Consider the following 26,596-nt stretch of genomic DNA (forward strand, 5'->3'; position numbering starts at 1 on the left):
GGTAGCCATATTGCGACCCCGGCGTCAGCCCGCCGACATGCACATGCCAGATGTCGCCATCGCGGTCGCGCAGCGGGATGCGGCACAGCTCCTTGCGGCCATCGGGGGAAAAAAGGCACAGCTCCACCCGCTCGGCATGGGCCGAGAAGAGGGCGAAATTCACCCCCTCGCCATCAAAATTCGCCCCCATCGGCCAGGGGCGGCCCGGGCTGATGGCATGGCCCGCCAGACGGTCGGGCAGATTGCCTTGCGCGGCGATCATCACCGCAGGATGCTTTCATAAAGCCGGGCATAGGCGGCGGCCGAGGCCTCCCAGCCGACCGGCTGCGCCATGGCGCGCTTGACGATCTGCGCCCAAAGTTTCGGGTCGCCATGCAGCGCCACCAGCCGCCGCAGCGCCTCGGCGAAAGCCGGGGCATCGGTGGGCGTGAAGGTGAGGCCGGTCGCCACGCCCTGCGCCAAGGCGGCCGGGTTGGCATGGATCACCGTATCGGCAAGCCCGCCCACGGCGGCCACCACCGGCACCGTGCCATAGCGCAGCCCATACATCTGGGTCAGGCCGCAGGGTTCGAACCGCGAGGGCACCAGCACGGCATCGGCACCGGCGAACATGCGGTGGCTCAGCGCCTCGTCATAGCCGATGGTCACGCCAACCCGACCGGGGAAGCGTTCGGCCAACCCCTGCATCGCCGCCTCCAGCGCCGGATCGCCCGAGCCCAGAAGCACCAGCCCGCCACCGGCTTCGATGAAATCGGGCAGCACCTCGGGCAGCAGGTCCATGCCCTTCTGATCGGTCAGACGGCTGACCACGATGGCCAGCGGCCCAGGCACCTCCAGCCCGTATTCGGCACAAAGCGCGGCGCGGGCCTGCGCCTTGCCCTTGGGCTTTTTGGCGGAATAGGGGGTCTCCTCGGCCTCTGGGTTCCAGACGGCCTCATCCACCCCGTTCAGAATGCCCACCACATCCGCCGCCCGCGCCTCGATCAGCCCTTGCAGGCCAAGGCCGAATTCGGGCCGCATCAGCTCGGCGGCGTAAGAGGGCGAGACGGTGGTGATCTTGTCGGCAGTGACCATCGCGGCCTTCAGGCTGGACAGGCCGCCGTAATATTCCAGCGATGCCGGGTGGAATTCATGCTGCGGCAGGCGCAGCGCCTCCAGCATCTGCACCGGCGCCCAGCCCTGAAAGGCAATGTTGTGAATGGTGATCACCGTCGCCACATCGCGCGGGCCGCCAAAGGCCAGATAGGCCGGGGCAAGGCCCGCCTGCCAGTCATGCGCATGCAGCACCTGCGGGCGCCAGCCATCCCCCAGACCAAAACGCGCGATCTTCGCCGCCACCCAGGAGAGCGCGGCAAAGCGCTGCGGATTGTCGGGCCAATCGGCGCCGCCCACATTGTAGGGCCCGCCTTCCCGGTCAAACAGATGCGGCGCATCCAGCAGCAGTACAGAGACCCCCTCCACCGCGCCCGCCCGCACCACGCCGCGACCACCGAACAAGTTCTCCTCGACAAAGACCTCTGGCCAATCCGCCAGACGCGCGCGCAAGGCGCGATAGGCGGGCATCAGGACCCGCATGTCCCAGCCCTGCCCGGCCAGGGCGCCCGGCAGCGCCCCCACCACATCCGCCAGGCCCCCGGTCTTGACCAGAGGCACGCATTCCGACGCGACCGACAACACCCGCTTCATCCCTGCGTCCTTCTTCATCTTGGCCCAAATATCCCGGGGGGTGCGGGGGGCTGGCCCCCCGCCTTTTGGCATGGTGCGGGGGGCTGGCCCCCCGCCTTTGGCGTGGTGCAGGGGGCTGGCCCCCCGCCTGGTCTCACATCACCCGCTTACAGCTTCGCCCGCGACCAGCGGTCGATCATGTCCTGCGTGATCAGCACGATTCCCCCTTCCGAGCGGCGGAACCATTTGCCGTCTTCCTCCGGGTCTTGCCCGATGACAAGCCCCTCCGGGATGATCACGCCCCGGTCGATCACACAATTCTTCAGCTCGGCCTTGCGGTTGACGATCACCTGCGGCAGCGCCACCACATATTCCATGCTGGAGAAGCTATGCGTCCGGCAGCCGGTGAACAGCAGCGAGTTGCGCACTTCCGACCCCGAAACGATGCAATCGCCCGACACCAGCGACGAGATGGCCGAACCGCGCCGGCCGTCCTCATCATGGATGAACTTGGCCGGGGGCACCAGCTCGGCATAGGTCCAGATCGGCCAGCTGTTGTCATAGATGTCGAGCTTCGGCACGAAATCGGTGAGGTCGATATTGGCCTGCCAGAAGGCGTCGATCGTGCCCACATCGCGCCAATAGGGCTCATCCTCCAACCCCGCCGTCACGCAACTTTCGGCAAAGCGATGCGCCATGGCCTTGCCGTGTTTCACGATCTCGGGGATGATGTCATTGCCGAAATCATGGCTGGAATTCGGGTCTTCGGCATCCTTGATCAGCAGCTCGCGCAGGAAGGCCCAGTCAAAGACATAGATCCCCATCGAGGCAAGGCTATGCGCGTCATCGCCCGGAATGGTGGGCGGGTTCTTGGGCTTTTCGAGGAAATCGGTGATGCGCCCGCTGGCATCCACCCCCATCACGCCAAAGGCGGTGGCCTCGGCCTTGGGCACGGTGAGGCAGCCGATGGTCACATCGGCCCCGGTCTCGACATGCTGTTGCAGCATGACCTCGTAATCCATCTTGTAGATATGGTCACCGGCCAGGATGATCACGTATTTGATATTGTAATCATCAACAATATCAATGTTCTGGGTGACCGCATCGGCGGTGCCCAGATACCATTTGCTTTCATCGACGCGCTGGCTGGCGGGCAGGATGTCGAGATATTCGTTCCGCTCGGCCCGGAAGAAGCTCCAGCCGCGCTGCATGTGGCGGATCAGGCTATGGGCCTTGTATTGCGTGGCAATCGCCATCTTGCGGATGCCGGAGTTCAGCGCGTTTGACAGCGCAAAGTCGATGATCCGGGTCTTGCCGCCGAAATAGACCGCCGGTTTGGCGCGCCGGTCGGTCAGTTCCTTGAGGCGACTCCCGCGCCCCCCCGCCAGCACGAAAGCCATCGCCTGCGAGCTGAGCCTCTGGTTCGGTCTTGCCTTCATCTGTCCCTCCCTCCCCGGCCTGGCCGGGTCACCTTGAAATCAATTGTCCGAATGGCGCAGGAACACCGCCGACAGCGGCGGCAGCACCAGCAGGGCGGAATGCGCCTGCCCCTGCCAAGCCTCTGCCTCGGCGGTGATGCCGCCCAGATTGCCGCGATTGCCGCCGCCATAGATCGCGGCATCGGTGTTCAGCACCTCCGCCCAATGCCCGGCCCGTGGCAGCCCGATGCGCAGGCGCCGCTCCACCGGCGTCATGTTCACCGCCACCACCACCGGCGCGTCCGTCTCGGCGCCATAGCGCACCCAGGAATAGGTCGAGCCCTCGGCGTCATTGCTGTCGATCCACTGGAAGCCCTCGGGCCGCGTGTCATTCACATGCAGCGCGGGCGTGGCGCGATAGAGCGTGTTCAGATCGCGCACCAGCCGCTGCATGCCCGCATGTTGCGGATAATCGAGCAGATGCCAGTCGAGGCTTTGGCGATAGGCCCATTCGCGGCCTTGCGCGAACTCACAGCCCATGAACAGCAGCTTCTTGCCGGGATGGCCCCACATGAAACCGTAATAGGCGCGCAGATTGGCGAATTTCTCGTCGCCCTGCCCCGGCATCTTCTCCAGCATGCTGCCCTTGCCATGCACCACCTCGTCATGGCTGATGGGCAGGATATAGTTTTCCGACCAGGCGTAATGCAGGCCGAAAGTCATCTGGTGATGATGGTATTTGCGGTGGATCGGGTCACGCTGCATGTAGGACAGCGTGTCATTCATCCAGCCCATATTCCATTTGAAGCCAAAGCCGAGCCCGCCCCAATCGACGGGCCGTGACACGCCGGGAAAGGCGGTGCTTTCCTCGGCCACCGTCATCACGCCGGGCACCTCGCCATAGGCCACGCTGTTCATGCGGCGCATCATGGCGATGGCCTCGTAATTCTCGCGCCCGCCATCCTTGTTGGGCACCCATTGGCCATGATCGCGCGAGTAATCGCGATAGAGCATCGAGGCCACCGCATCGACGCGCAGCCCGTCGATATGGAATTCCTCCAGCCAATACAGCGCGTTGGACACAAGGAAGTTTTGCACCTCGGTCCGGCCATAGTTGTAGATCAGGGTGTTCCAGTCCTGATGGAAGCCCTCGCGCGGGTCTTGATGCTCGTAAAGCGCGGTGCCGTCAAAGCGGCCCAGCCCATGCGGATCGGTCGGGAAATGCCCCGGCACCCAATCGAGGATCACCCCCAGCCCGGCCTTGTGCGCGGCATTGACCAGCGCGCGGAACTCTTCGGGCGTGCCATGGCGGATGGTGGGGGCGAACAGGCCCACCGGCTGATAGCCCCAACTGCCGTCAAAGGGATATTCCGACACCGGCAGCAGCTCCAGATGGGTGAAGCCCATCTCGGCGGCATAGGTCACCAATTGATCGGCCAGTTCCAGATAGGACAGCATCCGGTCGCCCGGCGCACGCTTCCACGACCCCAGATGCACCTCATAGACCGAGATCGGCGCGTCGATGCGATGTGCGGCGGCGCGGCGGTCCATCCATGCCGCATCATCCCAGGGGCCACGGATCACCCGCACCACCGAGGCATTCTTCGGCGCATGTTCGCTGCCAAAGCCGACCGGATCGGCCTTCAGGGGCTGCATCGCGCCGCCGGGGCCACGGATTTCATATTTGTAAACCGTACCCTCGGGCAGGCCCGGCACAAAAATCTCCCAGACGCCGGTGGCGCCGCGGCGGCGCATCGGGTGACGGCGGCCATCCCAGATGTTGAAATCCCCCACCACCGAGACCCGCTCGGCATTGGGCGCCCAGACGGCGAAATGCACGCCCTCCACACCTTCATGGGTCAGCACATGCGCGCCCAGCACTTGCCAGATGCGCTGATGCGTGCCCTCGCCCAGCAGGTATTCGTCCATCTCGCCCAGAACCGGGCCAAAACGATAGGGATCGTCCCAGTCCCATTCCGCGCCATGGCCCTGCGCCCGCAGCAGGTAAGGCCCCGCCTTGGGCAGCACGCCCGCAAAGAGGCCATCGCCCAGGGCTTGCAGGGCCACCGGATCGGGGCACAGCGCAAAAACCGCCTCGGCCCCCGGCTGCATCACGCGCAGCACCGGCTGGCCCGCCACCTCATGCAGGCCCAGCACCCCGAAAGGGTCGCCATGGCGGCCCTGACGCAGCGCCTCGGCCTCCTCCACCGCGATCAGCGGCCCCCCTGCGGTCTTTTTCGCCCCGGATTTCGCCATCGGTCTCCCCCCGGATAAGCGCATCAGTCTCAGCATCTGCGAGGCAGGCCAAGGGCCTGCCCCGGTCTTGTGGCCGTTAAAGGGCGCTGTCCAGGCCCCAGATATCGGCCATATAGCCCCGGATCGTGCGATCCGACGAGAAGAAGCCCGAGCGCGCGGTGTTCAGCGCGGCCATGGTCAGCCAGCGGTCGCGGTCGGCATAGGCGGCATCCACCTCGGCCTGGGCGGCGCGATAGGCGTCGAAATCGGCGGCCACCAGGAAGTAATCGTGATGCCAGACACGATGCACCAGCTGGTGATAGCGGCCCGGCTCCTCGGGGCTGAACCGGCCCTCAGCGATCATCTGCAAGACATCCTGCAAGGATTTGCTGGCGGTGATCGCCTCGCGGGCGTGATCGGGGTTCTTGCGCCGCTCCATCACCTCTTCAGCCTCCAGACCGAACAGGAAGAAGTTCTCGGCGCCGACCTCTTGCAGGATTTCCACATTGGCGCCATCCAGCGTGCCGATGGTCGGCGCGCCATTCATCATGAACTTCATGTTGCCGGTGCCCGAGGCCTCTTTCCCGGCGGTGCTGATCTGCTCCGACAGGTCGGCGGCCGGGATCAGACGCTCGGCCAGGCTCACGTTGTAATTGGCCGGATAGACGATCTTCAGCTTGTCGCCCACATCCGGGTCATTGTTGACCACGGCGGCCACATCATTGATCAGATGGATGATTTCCTTCGCCACCACATAGCCCGGCGCGGCCTTGCCACCGAAAATCTTGACGCGCGGCACCCAGTTGGCGGTCGGATTGGCCTTGATGTCGTGATAGCGGGCGATGGTTTCCAGAATGTTCAGCAGCTGGCGCTTGTATTCATGGATGCGCTTCACCTGCACATCGAACAAAGCATCGGGCGAGACGGTCACCCCGCAATTCTGCGCGATCCAGCCTGCCAGCGCCACCTTGTTCTCGCGCTTGGCGGCATCAAAGGCCTTGAGGAAGGTCTTTTTCTTCACATGCGGCTCCAGCGCGCGCAGCTTGTCGAGATCGGCCTCCCAGCCCTCGCCGATGGTCCGGGTGATCAGGTCCGACAGCGGGCGGTTGCACATCTTCAGCCAGCGGCGCGGCGTCACGCCATTGGTCTGGTTGATGATACGCGGATGCAGGCTTTCCAGTTCCGGGAACAGGTTCTTCTTCACCAGATCGGAATGCAGCGCCGAAACCCCGTTCACCTTATGCGCCATGATCACGGCCAGCTCGCCCATCCGCACCTCGTGATGCTTCACGATGCCCACCCAATGCGGGCGGGTGGGGTAGGTCTTCTGGTGCCAGCTGTCGATGCGCTCCACAATCTGCATGTGACGCGGCAGGACGCTGCCAAAGGTATAGGTGGCCCAGCGTTCCAGCGCCTCGGGCAACAGCGTGTGGTTGGTATAGCCGAGACAGGCGCGCGCGGTGTCCATCGCCGCCTCGAACGCCATGCCATGCTCGTCCATCAACAGACGGATCAGCTCCGGCCCGGCGATGGCCGGGTGGGTGTCGTTCATCTGGATCGCCACATGTTTCGGCAGATCCTCAATGGCGTAACCGCCGGTCTTGAAGCGGCGCAGGATGTCTTGCAGCGCGGCAGAGGTCAGGAAGAATTCCTGTTTCAGCCGCAGCTCCTTGCCCTGATAGGTCGTGTCATCGGGATACAGCACGCGAGACAGCGTGCGGGCGAGGGTCTCCGGCTCGGCGGCGGCGGCGTAATCGCCGCGGTTGAAGCGGTCCAGATCGAACAGCGTGGTGGGCTTGGCGCCCCACAGCCGCAGTGTATTGGCCCATTTGCCCTGCCAGCCGATGACCGGCGTGTCATGCGCCTCGGCCAGCACGGTTTCGCCCGGCACCCAGACCTCGCGCCCGTCGCGGGTGACGATCTCGCCCTTGAAGCCGATGGTATAGGCCGCCTCGGGGCGCTCGAACTCCCAGGGGTGGCGTTGGGTCAGCCAATCCTCCGGGGTCTCGACCTGGCGCCCGCTCTCGAAACGCTGGCGGAACAGCCCGTGTTCATAGCGGATGCCATAGCCATAGGCCGGGCAACCGACCGTCGCCATGCTTTCCATGAAACAGGCGGCCAGACGGCCAAGCCCGCCATTGCCAAGCGCGGCATCGGGCTCATCTTCCACGATGGTGCGGAAATCCTGCCCCAGATCGGCCATCACGCTTTCGCACAGATCGCGCAGGCCAAGATTGATCGTGGCATCCTCCAGCAGGCGGCCGATCAGGAACTCCATCGACAGATAGTAAGCGCGCTTGTGACCGGTCTCCCAGGTGCGGCGGGTCGAGGCGAACCACGGCTCCACGATCCGGTCGCGGATCGCGAATGACAGCGCCATGCGCCAGTCATACAGGCTGGCATGCGGCGCATCCTTGCCCAGGGTAAAGGTCAGATGGCGCAGAATGTCCGCCTTGAGCTGCGGCGCGGTAATCTCGGTCACGTCACGTTCCAATCGTTGTTGCCCCCGGTCCAGTAAGGCCGAGCCCCGCCGCGACTGCAAGCCGCAGAGATGCAAGACCGGTTCCCATCGCCGCCGAAAGGGCGCTGCAAGCTGGAACCTGCCGAAAGCTTCATCAGTCCAAGGTCAGTGTTAGCGCAAACGAACCGTAAGTTCACCTTAATTTTCCCCATGAATATCAGTAGCCTGCATATTCAAAGCGCTTTGATGGAACCGGCATCGATTCGCCATTGCCCGTCCTTTGGGCAATGGCCGAAAACCTGTGTCGGCAAAACATGATCCAAATCATGGCGCGCGCTGGCGCGCGATTCTATTCCTGCGGGAAACCGGCCTTGATCCGCCCCCGGAGACCCCCATGCGATTGACCACCCGCACCAATCTGGCGATGCGCACGCTGATGTTCTGCGCCGTGAACCCCGGCCGCATTGTCCGCAAGGCCGAGGTCGCCAGCGCCTGCAATGCCTCGGAAAACCATCTGGCGCAGGTCATACACCTGCTCGCGCAAAAGGGCTTCCTGCATACAGTGCGCGGGCGCGCCGGAGGGCTGATGCTGGGCCGCGCGCCCGAGACGATCCGTGTGGGCGAGGTGTTCCGCACCTTTGAAAGCACCCTGCCCTTCACCGAATGCTTTGCGGGCGGCGAGAACTCCTGCCCGCTGGCCGGATGCTGCCGGCTGAAATGCGCGCTCGCCGATGCGGTGGAGGCCTTCTATGCCTCGCTCGACCGGCTGTCGCTGCGCGATATGGTCGACGGCAATGGCGCGCTTGAAGGCCTGCTGAAGGTCGCTTGACCCGGCCAAGACAGGGGGCGCTCGCGCCCCCTCTTGAGCCTGCGGCTCAATTCACCCCCGAGGATATTTAGGAACAGAAAATGAAAGCAGACGCGCCGCGCCCTTCATTTTCTGTTCCTAAATATCCTCAGGGGGGAGGCCCGGCAGGGGCCGTGGGGGGCGCGAGCGCCCCCCTCTTTCAGGCGCCCCAGCTCCGGCGCAGGACCGACATCCAGTTGCCCCAGGCGAGCTTGGCGATCAGCGCCTCATCATAGCCATGCGCGCCAAGTGCCGCGATCAGGTTCGGCAGGCCCGCGACATCGGTGATGCCTTCCGGGATCTCGGCCCCGTCGAAATCCGAGCCGAAGCCCACATGATCTTCGCCCAGATGGGTGATCAGGTGATCGAGATGGCGCAGCACCGGCTCCCATCCCATCCGGGCCGAGCGTTTGCCATCCTCGCGCAGGAACACCGTGGCGAAGTTCAGCCCGACCATGCCGCCGCTGTCGCGGATCACCGACAGTTGCCGGTCGGTCAGGTTGCGGGTCGAGGGGGTGATGGCATGGGCGTTGGAATGGGTGGCGATCAGCGGCGCATCGCTGATCGCCGCCACATCGTTGAAGCCCGCCTCGTTCAGATGGCTCAGGTCCACCACGATTTTCAGCGCATTGCATTCGCGGATCAGCCGCCTCCCGGCCTCGGTCAGGCCTGCGCCGGTATCGGGCGTACCGGGAAAGCGGAAGGGCACGCCATGGCCAAAGATCGTGGGCCGTGACCAGACCGGCCCCAGCGAACGCAGCCCCATGGCGTGAAAGCTGTGCAGCGCGTCCAGATTGGCGTCGATCGCCTCGGCGCCCTCCATATGCATCACGCCGGCAATCACGCCTTCGGCCCGCGCGGCCTCGATTTCGGCCACGGTGCCGCACAGGCGGAAGGCCCCTTGCGAGGCGCGCGCCATCCACAAAAGATGCCCGGCCTCGGACAGGGCGATGGGTTGCGCCACATCGAGCGGGATCATCGCGGGCAGTTCCACCTCATAGGGCGGGTTGTCCATCAGCGCATCGTAATCCGGCGCGCCGGGCGCGGGGGGCGAGGGGATATAGATGGCGAACATGCCACCTGCAAAGCCGCCCGCCTGCATGCGCGGCAGATCCAGATGGCCGCGCCCTTCGCCGGTCAGCCAGATCGCCTCGCGCCGCCTGGGCGCCATCTGCAAGCGCAGCAGAATGTCATTATGGCCGTCAAATACCGGCTGCATATCCGTCCCCGTCTTTATCGTTGCGCCGAACCTGACACGGCGCGCCGGGGAAGGCCAGAGGTCAACAGCAATGCCCCTGCCCCAGCCCTTGCAGGATCGGACAATCCGGGCGGCCATCGCCTGCGCAGGCCTCGACCAGCCCGGAAAGTGTGCGCTTCATGGCTTGCAGCTCGGCGATCTTGGCCTCGATGCGGGCCAGATGCGCCGCGGCGAGGGCCTTCACATCGGCGCTGGCGCGTTCGCGATCCTCGTAAAGCGCCAGCAGCGCCCGGCAATCCTCGATGGTGAAGCCAAGGCTGCGGGCGCGGCCGATGAAGGCCAGCTTGTGCAGGTCGCTTTCGCGGAAGGCGCGATAGCCATTGGCCTGCCGCAAGGGGGTGATCAGGCCGATTTCCTCGTAATAGCGGATGGTCTTTGCGGGCAAGCCCGCGCGGGTGGCGACATACTTGATATTCATGCCCGCACCCCTTGCAGGCGCCGCAGCCGCAGCGCATTGCCCAGCACAAAGACCGAAGACAGCGCCATGGCCCCCGCCCCCAGCATGGGCGAAAGCTGCGGCCCGCCAAAGGGCACCAGCGCCCCCGCCGCCACCGGGATCAGCGCGGCATTATAGCCAAAGGCCCAGACGAGGTTCTGCTTGATATTGCGCAGCACGGCGCGGCTGATGTGGATGGCCGTGGCCACGCCCTGCGGGTCGCCGCTGGTCAGGACCACCTCGGCGGCCTCGATGGCAATATCGGTGCCAGTGCCGATCGCGAGGCCCACATCCGCCGCCGCCAGCGCGGGCGCGTCATTGATGCCATCGCCCACAAAGGCCACGCCGGGGCGCAAGCCCTTGATGATGTTCACCTTATCGCCCGGCATCAGCTCGGCATGCACCTGTGTGATCCGCAGGTCCGAGGCGACGGCCAGCGCCACCCGTTGCGCATCGCCCGTCAGCATGGCGCTTTCCACCCCCATGCCGCGCAGCGCGGCCACTGCGGCGGCGGCCTGCGGCTTCACCGTATCCGAGACCGCCATCACCCCCATCACCTTGCCGTCCAGGGCCAGATAGATCGGGGTCTTGCCCTGTACGGCAAAGCCTTCGCCCTCGCGCAGCCATGGCCCGCAATCGTCAAACATCCGGGCCGCGCCCACGGCCACGCGCTGCCCCTCCACCATCGCCTCGGCGCCAAGGCCGGTGCGGCTGGCAAAGCCCTGCGCCGGCGGCACATCCAGCCCGCTGGCCGCTGCAACCACCGCCCGCGCGAGCGGGTGTTCCGATTGCGCCTCCACCGCCGCCGCCAGCCGCAACAGATGCGGCGAGGCGGGTTTGAGGTCGCTCAGCACCGGTTTGCCCTCGGTCAGGGTGCCGGTCTTGTCAAAGGCCACGCGCGTCACATCGGCCAGGGTCTGCAAGGCCTCGCCGCGCCGGAACAGCACGCCCAGCTCGGCCGCGCGCCCGGTGCCGACCATGATCGACACCGGCGTGGCAAGGCCCATCGCGCAGGGGCAGGCAATGATGAGAACCGAGACCCCGGCCACCAGCGCCTCGGCCAGACCGGGGCCAAAGATCAGCCAGACCGCCACCGTCGCCGCCGCCAAAACCATGACCACCGGCACGAACCACAGCGTGATGCGATCCACCAGCGCCTGCACCGGCAGCTTGGCCGATTGTGCCTCCTCCACCATGGCCACGATCCGGGCCAGCACCGTATCGGCCCCCACCTGCGTCACCCGCATGACCAGCGCGCCGGTGGTGTTCAGCGTGCCGCCGGTGACACGATCCCCCGGCGCCTTTGAAACGGGGAGCGCCTCGCCCGTCAGCATGGATTCGTCGAGGCTGGAGGCGCCCTCCTCCACCACCCCGTCCAGCGGCACGCGCGCGCCCGGCAGGATGCGCAGCCGCGCGCCGGGGATGATCTGCGCCACCGGGCGCTCGGCCCAGCCCTCCGGCCCCTCGACCAATGCGAGCTTCGGCGCCAGATCCAGCAGGCCCGCGATGGCCGCCCCGGCCCGGCCGCGCGCCCGCGCCTCCATCAGCCGCCCCGCGAGGATCAGCACCACGATCACCGCCGCCGCCTCGAAATACACCGCGCGCGCCGCGCCGGGCAGCAGTGCGGGCGCATAGGTCGCCACGCAGGAATAGGCAAAGGCCGCCAGCGTGCCAAGCGCGACAAGGCTGTTCATATCCGGCGCGCCGCGGGCCAAAGCGGGCAGGCCCTTGGTCAGAAAGCGCCGCCCCGGAAAGGCCAGAACCAGCGCAGCCAGCAGGCTTTGCGCCACCCATTGCGCCTGCATCGGCACCACGCCCATCAGCCAGTGATGAAAGGCCGGGATCAGATGCCCGCCCATCTCGGTCAGGAAAATCGGCAGCGTCAAAAGCGCGGCCAGCCAAAGATCACGGCGCAGCGCCGCCATCTCGCGGGCCTTGCTTCCGGGATCGGCCGCCGCCTGCGGCACCGCCGCAAAGCCCGCCCGGCTCACCGCCGCCGCCAGCTGCGCAGGGTCGGCCATACCTTCCCATACCGTCACACTGGCGCGCCGTGCCGCCAGATTGGCCTGCGCAGCGATCACGCCGGGCTGCGCGGCCAGAACCCGCTCCACCCGCCCCGTGCAAGAGGCGCAGGTCATGCCTTCCACGCTCAGCGACACGACCGCCTGACGCGGCGGATAGCCCGCGCGGCTCAGCGCCTCGGCCAGCGTGGCGCGGGTGGCAGGCGCGTCAAAGCGCACCTCGGCGCTTTCATCAGCCAGATTGACCCGTGCCTCGCTCACCCCCGCCTGCGCCCGCAGCACCCGCTCGGCCCGGGCCACACAGCTGGCGCAGGTCATGCCCTCCAGATGGAATCGCGCCTGATGAGAACCGGCGGTTTCAAGTTTCTGATCCATGGTGAGGCTCCTTTGCCTGCCGATATGGGGCTTCCAGTCACGGGAAGGTCAACCCCCCGTTTTCACCCTTGACCTTCCGGCGGCAGGAAGCTGCATGATGGGCCAAAGACAGGAGTCACCCATGATCACCCTTTCCATTCCCGACATGAGCTGCGGCCATTGCCGCGCCTCCATCGAAGCCGCCCTCGCCCCGGTGCCCGGCATCACCGCGTTGCGTTTTGACGGCGAACGCCGTCAGGCCGAGATCGAGGGCGATGTGAGCGCCCGCGATCTCGTGCAATTGCTGGATGCGATCGGATTTCCCGCGCAGGTGGTCAGCTGAACCGCCAGCCCGACAAAGCGTTGCAAAACTGCCTAAAATTTTTGCGATTTGCGAATCTCCGGCGGGATTGGGCTTGCCAGTCAACCCGTGCCGACATATTTGCAGCGAAAAGCGTCATGGCGGTGTGCGTCGGACGCTTTCGTGCAAGCCAGTGAACCGGAGCAGACCCATGGCCCAGCAATCCTCGTCGCAACAGCCCCAGCAGCAGCAGGGCGGCGCGACCACCCCGGCCCCGCAGCAACAGCAGGGCAGCCAGCCGATCTATCGCGATTGGGCCGCGATCTGATTCCACGCCCCTTGCAAGTTACGCCTTGAAAATTCCGGGCCAGCCTCCCAGGCTGGCCTTTTGCATGTCAAGCGGCCGTGATGTCTGAACCTGTCTCCACCATCCCCAATCTCGGCCCCGCCTCCGAGGCCGCCTTTGCCCGCGCGGGCATCCGCAGCGCCGGGGAAGTGCGCGCCATGGGCGCCGATGCCGCCTATCTGGCGCTGATGCGCTCGGGCACCCCGCCGCATTTCATCGGCTATTACGTGCTGGTGATGGGGCTGCAAGGCCGCCCCTGGAACGATTGCAAGGGCGAGGAGAAAAAGGCGCTGCGCCTGCGCTTTGACGCGCTGAAGGCCGAAGCCATGGCCGCTGCCGCGCCATCGGGCCTGCCGCGCGATCTGGAGGAGATGCTGAACCAGATGGGCGTGCGCCCCAAATGAAAAGGCCGCCCCACGGGGCGGCCTTTCGATCCTGCGATGCGCTGAAAGATCAGCCCACCAGCTCCAGACCCGAGAAGAAGAACGCGATTTCGCGGGCAGCCGAGGCTTCCGAATCCGACCCGTGAACCGAGTTCTCGCCTTTCGACAGGGCGAACTCCTTGCGGATGGTGCCCGCATCGGCAGCGGCCGGATCGGTCGCGCCCATCACTTCGCGGTTCTTGGCAATGGCGCCTTCGCCTTCCAGAACCTGCACGACCACCGGCTCCGACGCCATGAAGCTGCACAGCTCGCCATAGAACGGACGCTCCGAATGCTCGGCATAGAAAGCACCAGCCTGCGCGGGCGACAGATGGATGCGCTTGGAGGCGACGACGCGCAGGCCGGCCTCTTCAAATTTCGCGACGATCTTGCCGGTCAGGTTGCGCTTGGTGGCGTCGGGCTTGATGATCGACAGGGTGCGTTCGATGGCCATTGGGGCTCTCCGGTGTGAAAAGGCGCGGGATTTGGCCCCCCGCGCCGGATTTGTGGCGCTGCCTTACCATGCACCGCCGCTGTTGAAAAGGGCGTGACAGCAATCGTCCACGCCCCTTCTTTTTCTGTTCAAAAATATCCTCGGGGGGAGCGCGCAAAGCGCGCGCGGGGGGCAGACAGCCCCCCGTCTTCCCCGATTACATTGCCACGCGCCGCCGCTCGTCGCGCCGCGCGGTCAGCTCTTCGGCCACAAGGAAGGCCAGTTCCAGCGATTGCGAGGCGTTCAGGCGCGGGTCGCAGGCGGTGTGATAGCGATCCGACAGATCCTCATCGGTCACCGCACGCAGACCGCCGGTGCATTCGGTCACATCCTTGCCGGTCATCTCGAAATGCACGCCGCCGGGCACCGTGCCCTCGGCCTTGTGGATGGCGAAGAACTCGCGCACTTCGCGCAACACGCTATCAAACGGCCGGGTCTTGTAGCCGGTCGAGGATTTGATCGTGTTGCCATGCATCGGGTCGCAAGACCAGACGACATTGGCGCCCTCTTCCTGCACCGCCTTGATCAGCCGCGGCAGGTTCTCGCCCACCTTGCCCGCACCAAAGCGCGCGATCAGCGTCAGCCGCCCGGCCTCGTTTTCCGGGTTCAGCTTGGCCAGCAAGACCTTGAGATCATCGGCAGTGGTCGACGGCCCGCATTTGAGGCCAATCGGATTCAGCACGCCCCGGCAGAATTCCACATGCGCGCCATCAGGCTGGTGCGTGCGGTCGCCGATCCAGATCATATGGCCGGACCCTGCGATATTCTGGCCGGTGATGCTGTCCACCCGGCACAGCGCCTCTTCATATTCCAGCAGCAAGGCCTCGTGGCTGGTGTAGAAATCCACCCGCGCCAGCTCGTTGGCGGTTTCCGCCGTCACGCCTGCCGCCGCCATGAAATCCAGCGCGTCGGAAATGCGGTTCGACAGCTCGCGATAGCGCTCGGCCTTGTCATGCTCGGCAAAGCCCAGGGTCCAGCTATGCACCCGGTTGATGTCGGCAAAGCCGCCGGTGGAGAAGGCGCGCAGCAGGTTCAGGCTGGCCGCCGCCTGCGTATAGGCTTGCAGCATCCGCCCCGGATCGGGCAGGCGCGAGGCCATGTCGGCGTCGAAGCCGTTGATGATGTCACCGCGGTAAGACGGGTATTCCACCCCGCCGATAACCTCGGTGGGCGCCGAGCGCGGCTTGGCGAACTGGCCCGCCATGCGGCCCACCTTCACCACCGGCACCTTGGCGCCATAGGTCAGCACCACCGCCATTTGCAGCATGACGCGGAACGTGTCGCGGATATTGTCGGCGCTGAATTCGGCAAAGCTCTCGGCGCAGTCGCCGCCTTGCAACAGGAAGGCCTTGCCCTCGCCCGCCAGCGCGAGCTGCTTCTTCAGCCGCCGCGCCTCGCCGGCAAAAACCAGCGGAGGATATTTTGCCAATTGGGCCTCGACTGCGTTCAGCGCGGGCTGATCCGGATAATCCGGCATTTGCACCCGAGGCTTTGCGCGCCAATCCGATTTCGACCAGGCTTTGGTCATGGCAGTCCTCCGTCCGTTAGCGGTAGCGCAACGGGTATAGGCAAAATGGCGGGAAAGGCAATGGGGGCAGGCAGCCGCTTGCGCGCGCCCCTGCCCCAAAACCGACCGCTTTTGCCGCGAAAGCAACAAGCACTCTTGAATGCGCGGTCAAATCCTGAATAGATACCCCGAAACCGACACGAACAGGTCGCACATGACTGCCCTTCCGCGCAAAGCCACCGCCATTGCGAAAGAGACCGAGGCGCGCCGCTTCGTTTTCCTGCTGCTGGACCGTTTCACCATGATCTCCTTTGCCGGGGCCATCGAGCCGCTGCGCATCGCCAACCGTGTGGCCGGTCGCGAGGTCTATCGTTGGAAGCTCGCAGGCGAAGGTGGCGAGGTCGCGGTCTGCTCCAATGGCGCGGCCTTCAAGCTCGATATGGGGTTGGAAGAGATCGACCGTGACGACACGGTCTTTGTCTGCGGCGGCATTGATGTGCCGCGCGCCACCACCCGCGCCGTCACCGGCTGGCTGCGGCGCGAGGCGCGGCGTGGGGCCACAATGGGCGGGCTTTGCACTGGGGCCTATGCGCTGGCCAAGGCCGGGCTGCTGGATGGCAAGAAGGCGACGATCCACTGGGAAAACCAGGATGGATTTCTGGAGGAGTTCGAGGAGGTCAAGCTGACCAAATCGGTCTTCGTGATCGACGGCAACCGGATGTCCACCGCCGGCGGCACCGCCTCGCTGGATCTGATGCTGAAGCTGATTGCCGCCGATCATGGCGAGGATCTGGCCAATACGGTCGCCGATCAGCTGATCTACAACGCGATCCGCACCGATCAGGACACGCAGCGCCTGTCGATCCCGACCCGGATCGGCGTGCGCCACCCCAAGCTGTCACAGGTCATTCAGATGATGGAGGCCGCGATCGAAGACCCGATCTCGCCCGCCGATCTGGCCGATGATGTGGGCATGTCCACCCGGCAGCTGGAGCGGCTGTTCCGTCGTTACCTGAACCGCAGCCCCAAGCGCTATTACATGGAGCTGCGGCTGCAAAAGGCCCGCAACCTCTTGATGCAGACCGATATGAGCGTGATCAACGTGGCGCTGGCCTGCGGCTTTGCCTCGCCCTCGCATTTCTCGAAATGCTATCGGAGCCATTACAACACCACCCCCTATCGCGAACGCGGCACGCAAGGCGCAGTGCCCGCCCTGGGCGCCCGGCTGGCGGTCTGACCCCGCGCGGTCCGGGAAGACCCGATTTTACGACGAAAAATCGCGCGCGCCCCGGAATTCAAGGCGCGTGACGGACGGAAATCGCTTGGCCATTGCGGGGGGCGTTTGACACGACAGGTTGTCCGTCAAAGCGGGGTGTCCTGCGGGTGCTGCGGGCCGCCGTCAGGCGAACACATCCGCCATCTGCACGGGCTGCAAAGGATCAGGGCCAAAGCGGTTCTCGCCTTGCGTTCCCCGTCTTGCCAGCCAGATCACCTGGATCAGGCTGCCAATCGGCATCAGAGCCAGCAAGACCCACCAGCCGCTGCGATCCATGTCATGAAACCGCCGCACCGTGACAGAGATCCATGTCATCAAATGGCCAAGATGGAAGGTGAGGCTCAGCGGGCCTTCGCCAAACATGGCAGTGCCATTCTCGCTCCAGCCCAGCCGCATCTCCACAACGGCCACAGCGATCACCAAGATCGCTTGCACCAATGCGAACCACCAGAATTCAGACCGCTGCGCCCTGCCACGAAAGGTAAAGGTCTTGCGGTAGACCGTCAGCACACTCGACACAATATCCATGGCGCTCTTACCGGAAGGTTTCAGACAGATCGGCGGGTTGCAGCGGGTCAGGACCAAAGCGATTGCCGCCTTGGGTGCCGCGCAGCATCATCACGATGGTGAAAATCAGGGCGGCCACGCTCCAGATGGCAAAGCCGACAAACCAGCCGATCAGCGCGTCGGACGGCCTGCCAATGCCGGTCGTCGCCTCGACCTCGCGCAGGAAATTCCCCAGAAACGGCAACGCAGCATAGCTGGAATAGGGCACCAGCGCCCACCAGCCCGAGGCATTGCGGTCATGCAGGCGCCGCACCACGACGCTGACCATGGGTGGCAAAAACAGCCACATAAGGGCAAAGCTCAGCGGTCCCTCGGCCATTCCGTAAAAGGGATGCTCCGGGTTGCTCCCCCAGGTCGCGAGGCCGAACTGCCCCTCCACAAAGCCCACCACAAAGCTTATCAGCAAGGTGAACAGCCAGAACCACCAGAATTCGGACCGGGCAGCGCGGCCGGAACGATCACGCCATTTGCGCAAGCAGATCTTTACAGACTCGGCGAAAGTCATGGCACCCCGCTGCAAACCACCCTGACGGGTATCACTGCCGCAGAGCTACCCATGGTTGAATGAATTGTCCAGAAAGATCGCGATCACCCCTCCGGCTCCATCCGGTAAAGCGCGCCGTCTATGACCGACAGGAACCAGATCGCGCCCTCCGGGCCTTCGGCAATGTCGCGCACCCGGCCTGTGGTCTCGCCTGCAATCTGCTCCTCGGCATAGCCGGTTTCCGCCGGGGTTTCCGGGTCCAGCCGCGCGATGAAACCGCTGTTGAGGCTGCCGGTGAAAAGATCGCCCTGCCATGCGGGCACCAGCCTGCCGGAATAGACCATGAGACCAGAGGGCGCGATGGAGGGATCCCAATAATGCAGGGGCTGCTCCATGCCGGGTTTCGCCGTGCCTTCGCCGATGGGCAGGAAGTTGTAGTTCCGCCCATAGGTGATCACCGGCCAGCCGAAATTGGCGCCGGAAGTGGTGATCTGGTTCAGCTCGTCGCCGCCCCGCGCGCCATGTTCGACGGTCAGCAAACGGCCATCGGGCGCAAAGGCCGCGCCTTGAATGTTGCGATGACCCAGCGTTTGCACTCCTGGCGCCCAGCCGGGCTTCAGCGCGGTGACCGCACCATCCCGGGCCATGCGCACCAGTTTGCCCGCCACCTTGGCAGGGTCTTGCGCCTCCATCCCGTCGGGGCCAGTGCCGCGATCGCCGGTGGTCAGCCAGATCGCCCCATCCGGCGCCTCCAGCAGGCGCGCGCCAAAATGCCGCCCGCCCGCATAGGGTTCGGCGGTGAACAGGGTCTCGAACCCTTCCAGTCGGGTGCCATCCGCCGAAAGCCGCCCGCGCCCTGCCGCAGTGGCCCCGCCCCCCTCGACAGGCGCCGCGAAGCTGAGCCAGACCTCGCGCGAGCGGGCGAAATCGCGCGGCACCATCACATCGAGGAGCCCGCCCTGCCCCTCGGCAAAGACCGCAGGCAGGCCGCTGACCTCCTGCCGCCCGGCCTGTGTCAGCAGGCTCAGCCGCCCGGCCCGCTCGGTCACCAGAATGGCGCCATCGGGCAGAAAGGCGAAGGCCCAGGGCTCGTCCAGCCCCTCGGCCTGCGCCACCACGCGCATCGGGCCCGCGCTGGTCTGGATCACCTCTTGCGCCGCCGCGCAGACCGGGGCGAGCGCCAGCACCCCCGATACCAAATGCCCCAAGCCCCGCCGCATCCTGCCTCCACATGTCGCCTTTGCCTCAAGGTGGGTCGCATCCCGCCCGGATCAAGCCGAAACTGCCCGAAAGATCGCCAAAAGGACGCTTTTCTTTTGATCACATGCGGTCTAGCCTGCCCGGCAGGATTGATATCCGACATGGGAGTCACACAATGAAAAAACTGCTGCTCGCCACCGCTGCGACCGCTCTGTTCGCCGGGGCTGCCGCCGCCGACGAGGTGAAGGTCGGCGTTCTGCTCGGCTTCACCGGCCCGCTGGAAACCACCGTTCCGGGCATGGCCGCCGGGGCTGAACTGGCCATCAAGGAAGTGTCCGATTCGGGCAAGTTCATGGGCGGCTCGACCGTCGCAGCCGTGCGCGGCGATACCACCTGCGTGGACGCCGCCGCCGCCCAATCGGCAGCCGAGCGTCTGGTGACCTCGGACAAGGTGGCCGCCATCGTCGGCGGTGACTGCTCGGGCGTGACCGGCGCCGTCCTGCAAAACGTGGCGCGCCCGAATGGCGTGGGCATGATCTCGCCCTCGGCCACCTCGCCTGCGCTTTCGACCGCCGAAGATGACGGCCTGTTCTTCCGCACCGCCCCGTCGGATGCCCGTCAGGGCGAGATCATGGCCGACATCCTGACCGATCGCGGCGTGAAATCGGTGGGCGTGACCTATACCAACAACGATTACGGCAAGGGCATGGCGGATGCTTTCGCCGCAGCCTTCACCGCCAAGGGCGGCGCGGTCACCCTGTCGGCCCCGCATGAAGACGGCAAGGCCGATTACTCGGCGGAAGTCGCGGCGCTGGCCTCGGCCGGTGGCGAAGTGCTGGTCGTCGCCGGTTACGTCGATCAGGGCGGCAAGGGCATGATTCAGGCCTCGGTCGATTCGGGCGCCTTCTCGACCTTCTTCCTGCCCGATGGCATGTATGGCGAGGCCCTGATCCAGTCGATCGGCGCGCCGCTGAATGGCTCCTACGGCTCGGTTCCCGGCACGGACAGCCCCGGCGCCGCCAAATATCTGGAAGTGGCCAAAGCCGCCGGCTTTGATGGCGCCTCGGCCTATTCGGGCGAAAGCTATGATGCGGCTGCGCTGATTCTGCTGTCGATGGAAGCCGCGAAATCGACCGCCGGCAAGGACTGGACCGCCAAGGTGATGGACGTGGCCAATGCCCCCGGCGAGCCGATCTATCCGGGCGAGCTGGCCAAGGCGCTGGAGCTGATCGCAGCTGGCACCGACATCGACTATGTTGGCGCCACCGCCGTCGAAATGGTGGGCAGCGGCGAAAGCGCCGGGAACTTCCGTGAATATGACGTGAAAGACGGCAAGTTCGAGACCGCGAAGTTCCGTTGATCGCCCGGCGCCACGCCGTGTGATCGGCAGCGGCCCGGGGTTGCCCCCCGGGCCGCTGTCTTGCTAAGGGGACGAACCGCCCGACCCGACAGGACCGGCATCAGACCGGGCACAACACCTGCGGGGGCGCTTCTCAGGGGACATGGGATGATCCGTGTAGAAAATCTGCACCGGCATTTTGGCGGCTTCCGGGCTGTCGACGGTGCGACATTGGAAATTGCGAAAGGCTCGATCACCGGGCTGATCGGCCCGAATGGCGCGGGCAAATCCACGCTGTTCAACGTGATCGCGGGGCGGCTGCCGCCGACCTCGGGGCGCGTCATCATGGATGGCGAGGATGTGACGGGGCTGCCGCCGCACAAGCTTTTCGCCAAGGGCATGCTGCGCACCTTTCAGGTGGCGCATGAATTCGGCTCCATGACGGTGCGCGAGAACCTGATGATGGTGCCCGCCCTGCAATCGGGCGAGACGCTGTGGAACACCTGGTTCAACCGCGAAAAGGTCGCGCGCGAGGAGGCCAAGCTGCGCGACAAGGCCGATGAGGTGCTGGAATTCCTGACGATCAGCCATATCGCCGATCTGAAGGCCGGGCAAATCTCGGGCGGCCAGAAAAAGCTGGTGGAACTGGGCCGCACCATGATGGTGGATGCCAAGATCGTGTTTCTGGATGAGGTCGGCGCGGGCGTGAACCGCACGCTTTTGAACACCATCGGCGACGCCATCCTGCGCCTGAACCAGGAGCGCGGCTATACGTTCTGCGTCATCGAACATGACATGGATTTCATCGGTCGCATCTGCAACCCGGTGATCTGTCTGGCCGAGGGCAAGGTGCTGTCGCAGGGCACGCTGGCCGAGATCAAGGCCGATGAGCGCGTGATCGAGGCCTATCTGGGCACCGGCCTGAAGAACAAGGTGAAGGAGGCCGCGCATGGCTGAGCCCTTTCTGATCGGCCACCAGATGACCGGCGGCTATGGTGGCGCCGATATTCTGCATGGCTGCACCATTGCCGTCGAAAAGGGCGAGATCGCCGTGATCGTCGGCCCCAATGGCGCGGGCAAATCCACCGCCATGAAGGCGGTGTTCGGCATGCTGAAACTGCGCGAGGGCCATGTGAAGCTGGAGGGCGAGGACATCACCGCCCTGACGCCGCAGGCCCGCGTGGCCAAGGGCATGGGCTTTGTGCCGCAGACCCACAACATCTTCGGCTCGATGACGGTCGAGGAAAACCTGGAGATGGGCGCCTTTATCCGCACGGATGATTACGCCGACACCATCGCGCAGGTCTATGACCTGTTCCCCATCCTCAAGACCAAGCGCAATCAGCCTGCGGGCGAATTGTCGGGCGGCCAGCGTCAGCAGGTGGCCGTGGGCCGCGCCCTGATGACGCGCCCCAAGGTTCTGATGCTGGACGAGCCCACCGCCGGCGTCTCGCCCATCGTGATGGACGAGCTGTTCGACCGCATCATCGAGATCGCCCGCACCGGCATCTCGATCCTGATGGTGGAACAGAACGCCCGGCAAGCGCTTGAGATTGCGGATAAAGGCTATGTGCTTGTGCAAGGGGCCAACCGTTTCACCGATACCGGCAAGGCCCTGATGGCCGACCCCGATGTCCGCCGTTCGTTCCTGGGGGGCTGAGCCATGGATTTCCTCAACGCCCTTGTGGCCTTCCTGAATTTCGTTTTCGTGCCGGGGCTTGCCTATGGCGCGCAACTAGCGCTTGGCGCGCTGGGTGTCACGCTGATCTATGGCATCCTGCGCTTTTCCAACTTTGCCCATGGCGACACGATGGCCTTTGGCACCATGGTCACCATCCTGTTGACCTGGTGGTTCCAGTCGCTGGGCATCACGGCGGGCGTGCTGCCCACCGCGCTGCTGGCCCTGCCCTTCGGCATTGCCGCGACGGCGATGCTGGTGCTGGGCACTGACCGCGTGGTCTATCGCTTCTACCGCCGCCAGAAGGCCTCGCCCACCATCCTGGTCATCGTCTCGATGGGGGTGATGTTCGTGATGAACGGCATCGTGCGCCTGATCATCGGCGTCGATGACCAGAACTTTGCCGATGGCGGGCGCTTCCTGATCTCGGCGGGCGATTTCAAGGCGATGACCGGGCTGACCGAAGGTCTGGCCATCAAGGGCAGTCAGGCGGTGACCGTGATCACCGCCGCGGTGACCGTGGCCGCGCTGTTCTGGTTCCTGCAAAAGACCCGCACCGGCAAATCCATGCGCGCCTTTGCCGATAACGAGGATCTGGCGCTGCTTTCGGGCATCAACCCCGACCGCGTGGTGCAGGTGACCTGGATTCTGGCCGCCGCCTTGGCGACCATCGCGGGCGTGCTTTACGGCCTCGACAAGAGCTTCCGGCCCTTCACCTATTTCCAGCTTCTGCTGCCGATCTTCGCGGCGGCCATCGTGGGTGGCCTCGGCTCGCCCTTGGGGGCCATCGCGGGCGGCTTTGTCATCGCCTTTTCCGAGGTGATGCTGACCTATGCCTGGAAGAAAGTGGCAACCTATGTGCTGCCTGACAGCCTGGCGCCGGACGGGCTGCTGCAACTGATGGGCACGGATTACAAATTCGCCGTCAGCTTTGCCATCCTGATCATCGTCTTGCTGTTCATGCCGACCGGCCTGTTCAAGGGGAAATCCTACTGATGTCGAAGACCACCAAACTCTTTGCCGCAGTTTCCCTGCTGTTCGTGCTGACCGGGCTGCTGATCTCGTGGAACCAGGCGCTGTTCATCCTGAACTTCGCGCTGGTCTCGGCCATCATGGCCCTCGGCGTCAACATCCAATGGGGCTATGCCGGGCTGTTCAACACCGGGATCATGGGCTTTGCCGCGCTTGGCGGCCTGTCTGTCGCCCTCGTCTCTGCCCCGCCGGTGCGCGAAAGCTGGGCGGCGGGCGGCAGTGGCATCGTTCTGGGCCTGCTGATCGGCCTCGCCACCCTGATTGCCGGGGTGCAGGTCTGGAAGCGCATGGCCAAGGGCCGCGCCCGCACGCTCACGCTGCTGGCGGTGCTGCTGGTGGGCTTTGTCGCCTTCCGCATGGTCTTTGACCCGGCGGTTTCGGCGGTCGAGGCCATCAACCCCTCGGTCACCGGCAACCTGGGCGGGCTTGGCCTGCCGGTCTTGCTGGCCTGGCCCATCGGTGGCCTGCTGGCCGCGGCGGCGGCCTGGGCCATTGGCAAGACCGCGCTTGGCTTGCGTTCGGATTACCTCGCCATCGCCACGCTGGGCATTGCCGAGATCATCATCGCGGTGATGAAGAACGAGGATTGGCTGGGCCGGGGCGTCAAGATGATGAACCTGAGCGAGCGGCCCTGGCCCGTGCCCTATGAGGTCGAGCTGCAAAAGGCCGACTGGTTCCTGAGCCTTGCCCATGGCATCGGCGCCGATCCGGTCACCTTCTCGTCGATCTTCGTGAAGCTGGTCTATATGGTGATGATCCTCGCCGTGCTGGCCAGCATCATCTGGCTGTCGGAACGCGCGCTGAAAAGCCCGTGGGGCCGCATGATGCGCGCCATCCGCGACAATGAAGACGCCGCCCGCGCCATGGGCAAGGATGTGACCGCGCGGCATTTGCAGGTCTTCATCCTCGGCTCGGCGCTGTGCGGGGTGGCCGGCGCGATCCTGACCTCGATGGATGGCATCCTGAACCCCGGCACCTATCAGCCGCTGCGCTTCACCTTCCTGATCTGGGTGATGGTGATCGTGGGCGGCTCGGGCAATAACTGGGGCGCCGTTCTGGGCGCGCTGCTGATCGGCTGGCTGTGGCTGATCGTGGAGGCGCTTGGGCCGCAGATCATGGGCTTTGTCACCATGGGCCTGTCGGAAGGGCCGCTGAAGGCGCATCTGGTCGACAGCGCGCAGCATATGCGGCTGTTGTCACTGGGGGTGATCCTGCTGCTGGTTCTCAGGTTCAGCCCCCGCGGCCTGATCCCCGAGAAATGAAAAAGGGCACCTTCGGGTGCCCTTTCCTTTTGTCGCCTCACGCGGCCAGCAACACCCGCGCCTCATGCGCCTTCAGGCTGCGCCGCGCCGCCTGCATCGCCACGTCACCCCGCGCCAGTTCGGGGAAGAGGCACAGCAATTCGTCGCGCTGCGCCCTGTCCATGCCGGGCAACTGCCGGGCGGCAGGCTGGAAACTTTCGGTCAGCGCGCCCTCGGCCGAGATCAACTCGTGATCGGCGCACATGATGTGCAGATAGGTGACCTCCTGCACAGCGTCACGGGTGATGCCCGGCAGGCCCACCAGATGCAGCGCCGCCACCAAGACCTCCGCCTCGCCAAACAGGATCTCGGCACGCGGGCCGCTGAACACCATGCGGTGCTGCGGCGACACGACCAGATCTTGCTCGGGCAGGCCAAGACCAAGCGCCCCGGCGGCAATGCGCACCGGCTGCAAGCCCGGATTGGCCGCCAGTTCCGCCGCGCCCAGATGGCGTGCCCCCGCCCAGACCAGAGGCTGCGGCCCGTGATCCGCGGTCAGCACCAGATCCCCCACCCGCAGCGTCTCGACTGCGCGCAGGCCCTGCGGCGTCGCGATCCGCGCGCCGGGGGTGAAGCAGGGGATCAGCGTCTCGATATTCGAGAAGTTCATCGTGCCGATGACATTGCCATTGGCATCAAGGAACTGGACCACACCGTTTTCCGGGTTGGCGGGGTCAAAGATGATATTGGTCAGCGCCTTGCCGATGCCGCGCAGGTCAAGCGTGTCGACATCGTCGCCACCCTCATTGCCATCGACCGTATCGCCGATGCCGTCGGCGCCGATGACAAAGGTGTCGCGATCATCGCCGCCCGAGAGGCTGTCTGCCCCGGCGCCGCCGATCAGCGTGTCATTGCCCGTCCCGCCCGAGAGCGTATCGTTACCATCCCCGCCCGAGAGGCTGTCATTGCCGCTATCGCCCGAAACCAGGTCATTGCCGCTGCCCGCGTCAACCGTGTCATCCCCGACCGAGGCGGTGATCTGGTCATTGCCGCTGCCGCCAAACAGCAGGTCATTGCCGCTGCCCGCCAGGATCGTGTCATCGCCCGCATCGCCGCGGATCGTGTCATCACCCGAGCCGCCATCCAGGCTGTCATTGTCGTCGCCGCCTTCAAGGCTGTCATTGCCGGTGGCGCCGCGCAGCACATCGGCCCCGCTGCCGCCAAACAGCCGGTCATCGCCATCGGCGCCCGAGAGCGTGTCATTCCCGGCATCGCCGTAAACGGTGTCATTGCCCAGCTCGCCCGACAGCGTGTCATCGCCGTCGCCGCCATAGATCAGGTCATTGTCATCGCCCGCCCAGACCGTGTCATTGCCAAGGCCGCCAAAGACCTGATCATTGCCCGCGCCGGACATCAGGCTGTCGGCACCATCGCCGCCCAGGAGCGTATCGTTGCCAATGTCACCGATCAGCGTGTCATTGTCGGCGCCGCCATCCAGACTGTCATCGCCGGTGCCGCCGTTCAGGCTGTCATTGCCCGCATCGCCCAGCAGCGTGTCATTGCCAGCATCGCCCGAGAGCGAGTCATCGCCCGCGCCGCCTTCCAGCCGGTCGCGATCATCGCCGCCAGCCAGCGTGTCATTGCCGAGGCCGCCATAGAGGCTGTCATTGCCCGCCCCGCCCGACAGGTTGTCGGCGCCATCGCCGCCCAGAAGGGTATCGTTGCCAATATCCCCGATCAGCGTGTCATTGTCGGCGCCGCCATCCAGACTGTCATCGCCGGTGCCGCCATTCAGGCTGTCATTGCCATCGCCGCCCAAGAGCGTGTCATTGCCCGCGTCACCGATCAGCGTGTCATTGTCGGCGCCACCATCCAGACTGTCATCGCCGGTGCCGCCGTTCAGGCTGTCATTGCCCGCCTCGCCCAGCAGCGTGTCATTGCCCGCATCGCCCGAGAGCGAGTCATCGCCCGCGCCGCCTTCCAGCCGGTCGCGGTCATCCCCGCCTGCCAGAGTG

At 65.2% G+C, this 26,596-nt stretch carries 22 protein-coding genes and 1 pseudogene; 9 read left to right on the top strand and 14 right to left on the bottom strand.

The features are described from left to right. The 5 genes and pseudogenes from JNN06_RS01150 to JNN06_RS01170 all read right to left on the bottom strand — a co-directional run. Window positions 1–262, bottom strand: a pseudogene (locus tag JNN06_RS01150) (glycogen debranching enzyme GlgX); the annotation flags it as partial. Beyond that, window positions 262–1,704, bottom strand: a complete 1,443-nt coding sequence (gene glgA / locus JNN06_RS01155) for a glycogen synthase GlgA (protein WP_291237763.1) — start codon at window positions 1,702–1,704, stop codon at window positions 262–264. The pseudogene JNN06_RS01150 and the gene glgA, both read right to left, overlap by 1 nt. Before the next feature lie 128 nt (window positions 1,705–1,832). Continuing rightward, entirely contained in the window at window positions 1,833–3,104 is a 1,272-nt protein-coding gene (gene glgC / locus JNN06_RS01160; protein ID WP_291237764.1) for a glucose-1-phosphate adenylyltransferase, read from the bottom strand. A gap of 39 nt (window positions 3,105–3,143) precedes the next feature. Beyond that, entirely contained in the window at window positions 3,144–5,339 is a 2,196-nt protein-coding gene (glgB, locus tag JNN06_RS01165; RefSeq protein ID WP_291237765.1) for a 1,4-alpha-glucan branching protein GlgB, read from the bottom strand. A 76-nt stretch (window positions 5,340–5,415) separates the two neighbouring features. Then, window positions 5,416–7,800: a glycogen/starch/alpha-glucan phosphorylase gene (locus JNN06_RS01170; RefSeq protein WP_291237766.1), complete on the bottom strand. Its 2,385-nt coding sequence runs from the start codon at window positions 7,798–7,800 to the stop codon at window positions 5,416–5,418. Between the two features lie 373 nt (window positions 7,801–8,173). Here JNN06_RS01170 and JNN06_RS01175 point away from each other — a divergent pair, with 373 nt between their 5' ends. Further along, window positions 8,174–8,608, top strand: coding sequence for an Rrf2 family transcriptional regulator (locus tag JNN06_RS01175; RefSeq protein ID WP_291237767.1), 435 nt, complete (start codon window positions 8,174–8,176; stop codon window positions 8,606–8,608). Between the two features lie 178 nt (window positions 8,609–8,786). Here the strand turns inward: JNN06_RS01175 and JNN06_RS01180 are convergent, their stop codons facing one another. The 3 genes from JNN06_RS01180 to JNN06_RS01190 form a co-directional block, all read right to left on the bottom strand. Continuing rightward, window positions 8,787–9,845 (bottom strand): dipeptidase, encoded by a 1,059-nt coding sequence (locus JNN06_RS01180; RefSeq protein WP_291237768.1) that lies wholly within the window; start codon window positions 9,843–9,845, stop codon window positions 8,787–8,789. A gap of 61 nt (window positions 9,846–9,906) precedes the next feature. Further along, entirely contained in the window at window positions 9,907–10,302 is a 396-nt protein-coding gene (gene cueR, locus JNN06_RS01185; protein ID WP_291237769.1) for a Cu(I)-responsive transcriptional regulator, read from the bottom strand. Next, window positions 10,299–12,716: a heavy metal translocating P-type ATPase gene (locus JNN06_RS01190; protein WP_291237770.1), complete on the bottom strand. Its 2,418-nt coding sequence runs from the start codon at window positions 12,714–12,716 to the stop codon at window positions 10,299–10,301. The genes cueR and JNN06_RS01190 overlap by 4 nt, the downstream gene beginning before the upstream one ends. A 121-nt stretch (window positions 12,717–12,837) precedes the next feature. On the opposite strand from JNN06_RS01190, the gene JNN06_RS01195 reads away from it, so the two are divergent. Next, window positions 12,838–13,038, top strand: coding sequence for a heavy-metal-associated domain-containing protein (locus JNN06_RS01195; RefSeq protein WP_291237771.1), 201 nt, complete (start codon window positions 12,838–12,840; stop codon window positions 13,036–13,038). A gap of 366 nt (window positions 13,039–13,404) precedes the next feature. Beyond that, the gene (locus tag JNN06_RS01200; RefSeq protein ID WP_291237772.1) at window positions 13,405–13,746 is read left to right on the top strand and encodes a TfoX/Sxy family protein; all 342 of its coding nucleotides are present in this window, start codon (window positions 13,405–13,407) and stop codon (window positions 13,744–13,746) included. A gap of 49 nt (window positions 13,747–13,795) precedes the next feature. Here the strand turns inward: JNN06_RS01200 and ndk are convergent, their stop codons facing one another. Both ndk and JNN06_RS01210 read right to left on the bottom strand, forming a co-directional pair. Beyond that, window positions 13,796–14,218, bottom strand: coding sequence for a nucleoside-diphosphate kinase (gene ndk, locus JNN06_RS01205; RefSeq protein WP_291237773.1), 423 nt, complete (start codon window positions 14,216–14,218; stop codon window positions 13,796–13,798). A gap of 196 nt (window positions 14,219–14,414) precedes the next feature. Next, window positions 14,415–15,785 (bottom strand): class II 3-deoxy-7-phosphoheptulonate synthase, encoded by a 1,371-nt coding sequence (locus JNN06_RS01210; RefSeq protein ID WP_291237774.1) that lies wholly within the window; start codon window positions 15,783–15,785, stop codon window positions 14,415–14,417. A 193-nt stretch (window positions 15,786–15,978) separates the two neighbouring features. Here JNN06_RS01210 and JNN06_RS01215 point away from each other — a divergent pair, with 193 nt between their 5' ends. Next, window positions 15,979–17,001: a GlxA family transcriptional regulator gene (locus JNN06_RS01215; protein WP_291237775.1), complete on the top strand. Its 1,023-nt coding sequence runs from the start codon at window positions 15,979–15,981 to the stop codon at window positions 16,999–17,001. 162 nt (window positions 17,002–17,163) lie between these two features. Here JNN06_RS01215 and JNN06_RS01220 read toward each other — a convergent pair whose 3' ends face one another. From JNN06_RS01220 to JNN06_RS01230, 3 genes are all read right to left on the bottom strand, one after another. Beyond that, a complete protein-coding gene (locus JNN06_RS01220) occupies window positions 17,164–17,568 on the bottom strand; it encodes a DUF805 domain-containing protein (RefSeq protein WP_291237776.1) in 405 nt (134 codons plus the stop codon). Between the two features lie 7 nt (window positions 17,569–17,575). Next, complete coding sequence (locus tag JNN06_RS01225) at window positions 17,576–18,112, bottom strand: DUF805 domain-containing protein (protein ID WP_291237777.1); 537 nt, start codon at window positions 18,110–18,112, stop codon at window positions 17,576–17,578. An 83-nt stretch (window positions 18,113–18,195) separates the two neighbouring features. Then, the gene (locus tag JNN06_RS01230) at window positions 18,196–19,311 is read right to left on the bottom strand and encodes a PQQ-dependent sugar dehydrogenase (RefSeq protein WP_291237778.1); all 1,116 of its coding nucleotides are present in this window, start codon (window positions 19,309–19,311) and stop codon (window positions 18,196–18,198) included. Window positions 19,312–19,466: 155 nt separating this feature from the next. Here JNN06_RS01230 and JNN06_RS01235 point away from each other — a divergent pair, with 155 nt between their 5' ends. The 5 genes from JNN06_RS01235 to JNN06_RS01255 all read left to right on the top strand — a co-directional run bounded on the left by JNN06_RS01235 (window position 19,467) and on the right by JNN06_RS01255 (window position 24,602). Then, window positions 19,467–20,651, top strand: coding sequence for an ABC transporter substrate-binding protein (locus JNN06_RS01235; RefSeq protein WP_291237779.1), 1,185 nt, complete (start codon window positions 19,467–19,469; stop codon window positions 20,649–20,651). 147 nt (window positions 20,652–20,798) lie between these two features. After that, on the top strand, window positions 20,799–21,587 hold the full coding sequence (locus JNN06_RS01240; protein ID WP_291237780.1) for an ABC transporter ATP-binding protein: 789 nt from the start codon (window positions 20,799–20,801) through the stop codon (window positions 21,585–21,587). Next, window positions 21,580–22,290 carry an ABC transporter ATP-binding protein gene (locus tag JNN06_RS01245; protein ID WP_291237781.1) on the top strand — a complete coding sequence of 237 codons (711 nt, stop codon included), beginning with the start codon at window positions 21,580–21,582 and terminating at the stop codon, window positions 22,288–22,290. Before JNN06_RS01240 ends, JNN06_RS01245 begins: the two co-directional genes overlap by 8 nt. Window positions 22,291–22,293: 3 nt before the next feature. After that, window positions 22,294–23,304: a branched-chain amino acid ABC transporter permease gene (locus tag JNN06_RS01250; RefSeq protein WP_291237782.1), complete on the top strand. Its 1,011-nt coding sequence runs from the start codon at window positions 22,294–22,296 to the stop codon at window positions 23,302–23,304. Continuing rightward, a complete protein-coding gene (locus JNN06_RS01255) occupies window positions 23,304–24,602 on the top strand; it encodes a branched-chain amino acid ABC transporter permease (protein WP_291237783.1) in 1,299 nt (432 codons plus the stop codon). Before JNN06_RS01250 ends, JNN06_RS01255 begins: the two co-directional genes overlap by 1 nt. A gap of 37 nt (window positions 24,603–24,639) precedes the next feature. On the opposite strand, the gene JNN06_RS01260 is transcribed toward JNN06_RS01255, so the two are convergent. Further along, a partial coding sequence (locus JNN06_RS01260) for a Hint domain-containing protein (protein WP_291237784.1) occupies window positions 24,640–26,596 on the bottom strand: 1,957 nt, incomplete at its 5' end.

Source organism: Gemmobacter sp., assembly GCF_016792925.1.
Classification (GTDB): Bacteria; Pseudomonadota; Alphaproteobacteria; order Rhodobacterales; family Rhodobacteraceae; genus Gemmobacter.

Coding starts and splice junctions, on each gene's coding strand:
- glgA (WP_291237763.1), bottom strand. CDS start 1,704: ATGAAGAAGGACGCAGGGATGAAGCGGGTGTTGTCGGTCGCGTCGGAA.
- glgC (WP_291237764.1), bottom strand. CDS start 3,104: ATGAAGGCAAGACCGAACCAGAGGCTCAGCTCGCAGGCGATGGCTTTC.
- glgB (WP_291237765.1), bottom strand. CDS start 5,339: ATGGCGAAATCCGGGGCGAAAAAGACCGCAGGGGGGCCGCTGATCGCG.
- JNN06_RS01175 (WP_291237767.1), top strand. CDS start 8,174: ATGCGATTGACCACCCGCACCAATCTGGCGATGCGCACGCTGATGTTC.
- JNN06_RS01180 (WP_291237768.1), bottom strand. CDS start 9,845: ATGCAGCCGGTATTTGACGGCCATAATGACATTCTGCTGCGCTTGCAG.
- cueR (WP_291237769.1), bottom strand. CDS start 10,302: ATGAATATCAAGTATGTCGCCACCCGCGCGGGCTTGCCCGCAAAGACC.
- JNN06_RS01190 (WP_291237770.1), bottom strand. CDS start 12,716: ATGGATCAGAAACTTGAAACCGCCGGTTCTCATCAGGCGCGATTCCAT.
- JNN06_RS01195 (WP_291237771.1), top strand. CDS start 12,838: ATGATCACCCTTTCCATTCCCGACATGAGCTGCGGCCATTGCCGCGCC.
- JNN06_RS01200 (WP_291237772.1), top strand. CDS start 13,405: ATGTCTGAACCTGTCTCCACCATCCCCAATCTCGGCCCCGCCTCCGAG.
- ndk (WP_291237773.1), bottom strand. CDS start 14,218: ATGGCCATCGAACGCACCCTGTCGATCATCAAGCCCGACGCCACCAAG.
- JNN06_RS01210 (WP_291237774.1), bottom strand. CDS start 15,785: ATGACCAAAGCCTGGTCGAAATCGGATTGGCGCGCAAAGCCTCGGGTG.
- JNN06_RS01215 (WP_291237775.1), top strand. CDS start 15,979: ATGACTGCCCTTCCGCGCAAAGCCACCGCCATTGCGAAAGAGACCGAG.
- JNN06_RS01220 (WP_291237776.1), bottom strand. CDS start 17,568: ATGGATATTGTGTCGAGTGTGCTGACGGTCTACCGCAAGACCTTTACC.
- JNN06_RS01225 (WP_291237777.1), bottom strand. CDS start 18,112: ATGACTTTCGCCGAGTCTGTAAAGATCTGCTTGCGCAAATGGCGTGAT.
- JNN06_RS01230 (WP_291237778.1), bottom strand. CDS start 19,311: ATGCGGCGGGGCTTGGGGCATTTGGTATCGGGGGTGCTGGCGCTCGCC.
- JNN06_RS01235 (WP_291237779.1), top strand. CDS start 19,467: ATGAAAAAACTGCTGCTCGCCACCGCTGCGACCGCTCTGTTCGCCGGG.
- JNN06_RS01240 (WP_291237780.1), top strand. CDS start 20,799: ATGATCCGTGTAGAAAATCTGCACCGGCATTTTGGCGGCTTCCGGGCT.
- JNN06_RS01245 (WP_291237781.1), top strand. CDS start 21,580: ATGGCTGAGCCCTTTCTGATCGGCCACCAGATGACCGGCGGCTATGGT.
- JNN06_RS01250 (WP_291237782.1), top strand. CDS start 22,294: ATGGATTTCCTCAACGCCCTTGTGGCCTTCCTGAATTTCGTTTTCGTG.
- JNN06_RS01255 (WP_291237783.1), top strand. CDS start 23,304: ATGTCGAAGACCACCAAACTCTTTGCCGCAGTTTCCCTGCTGTTCGTG.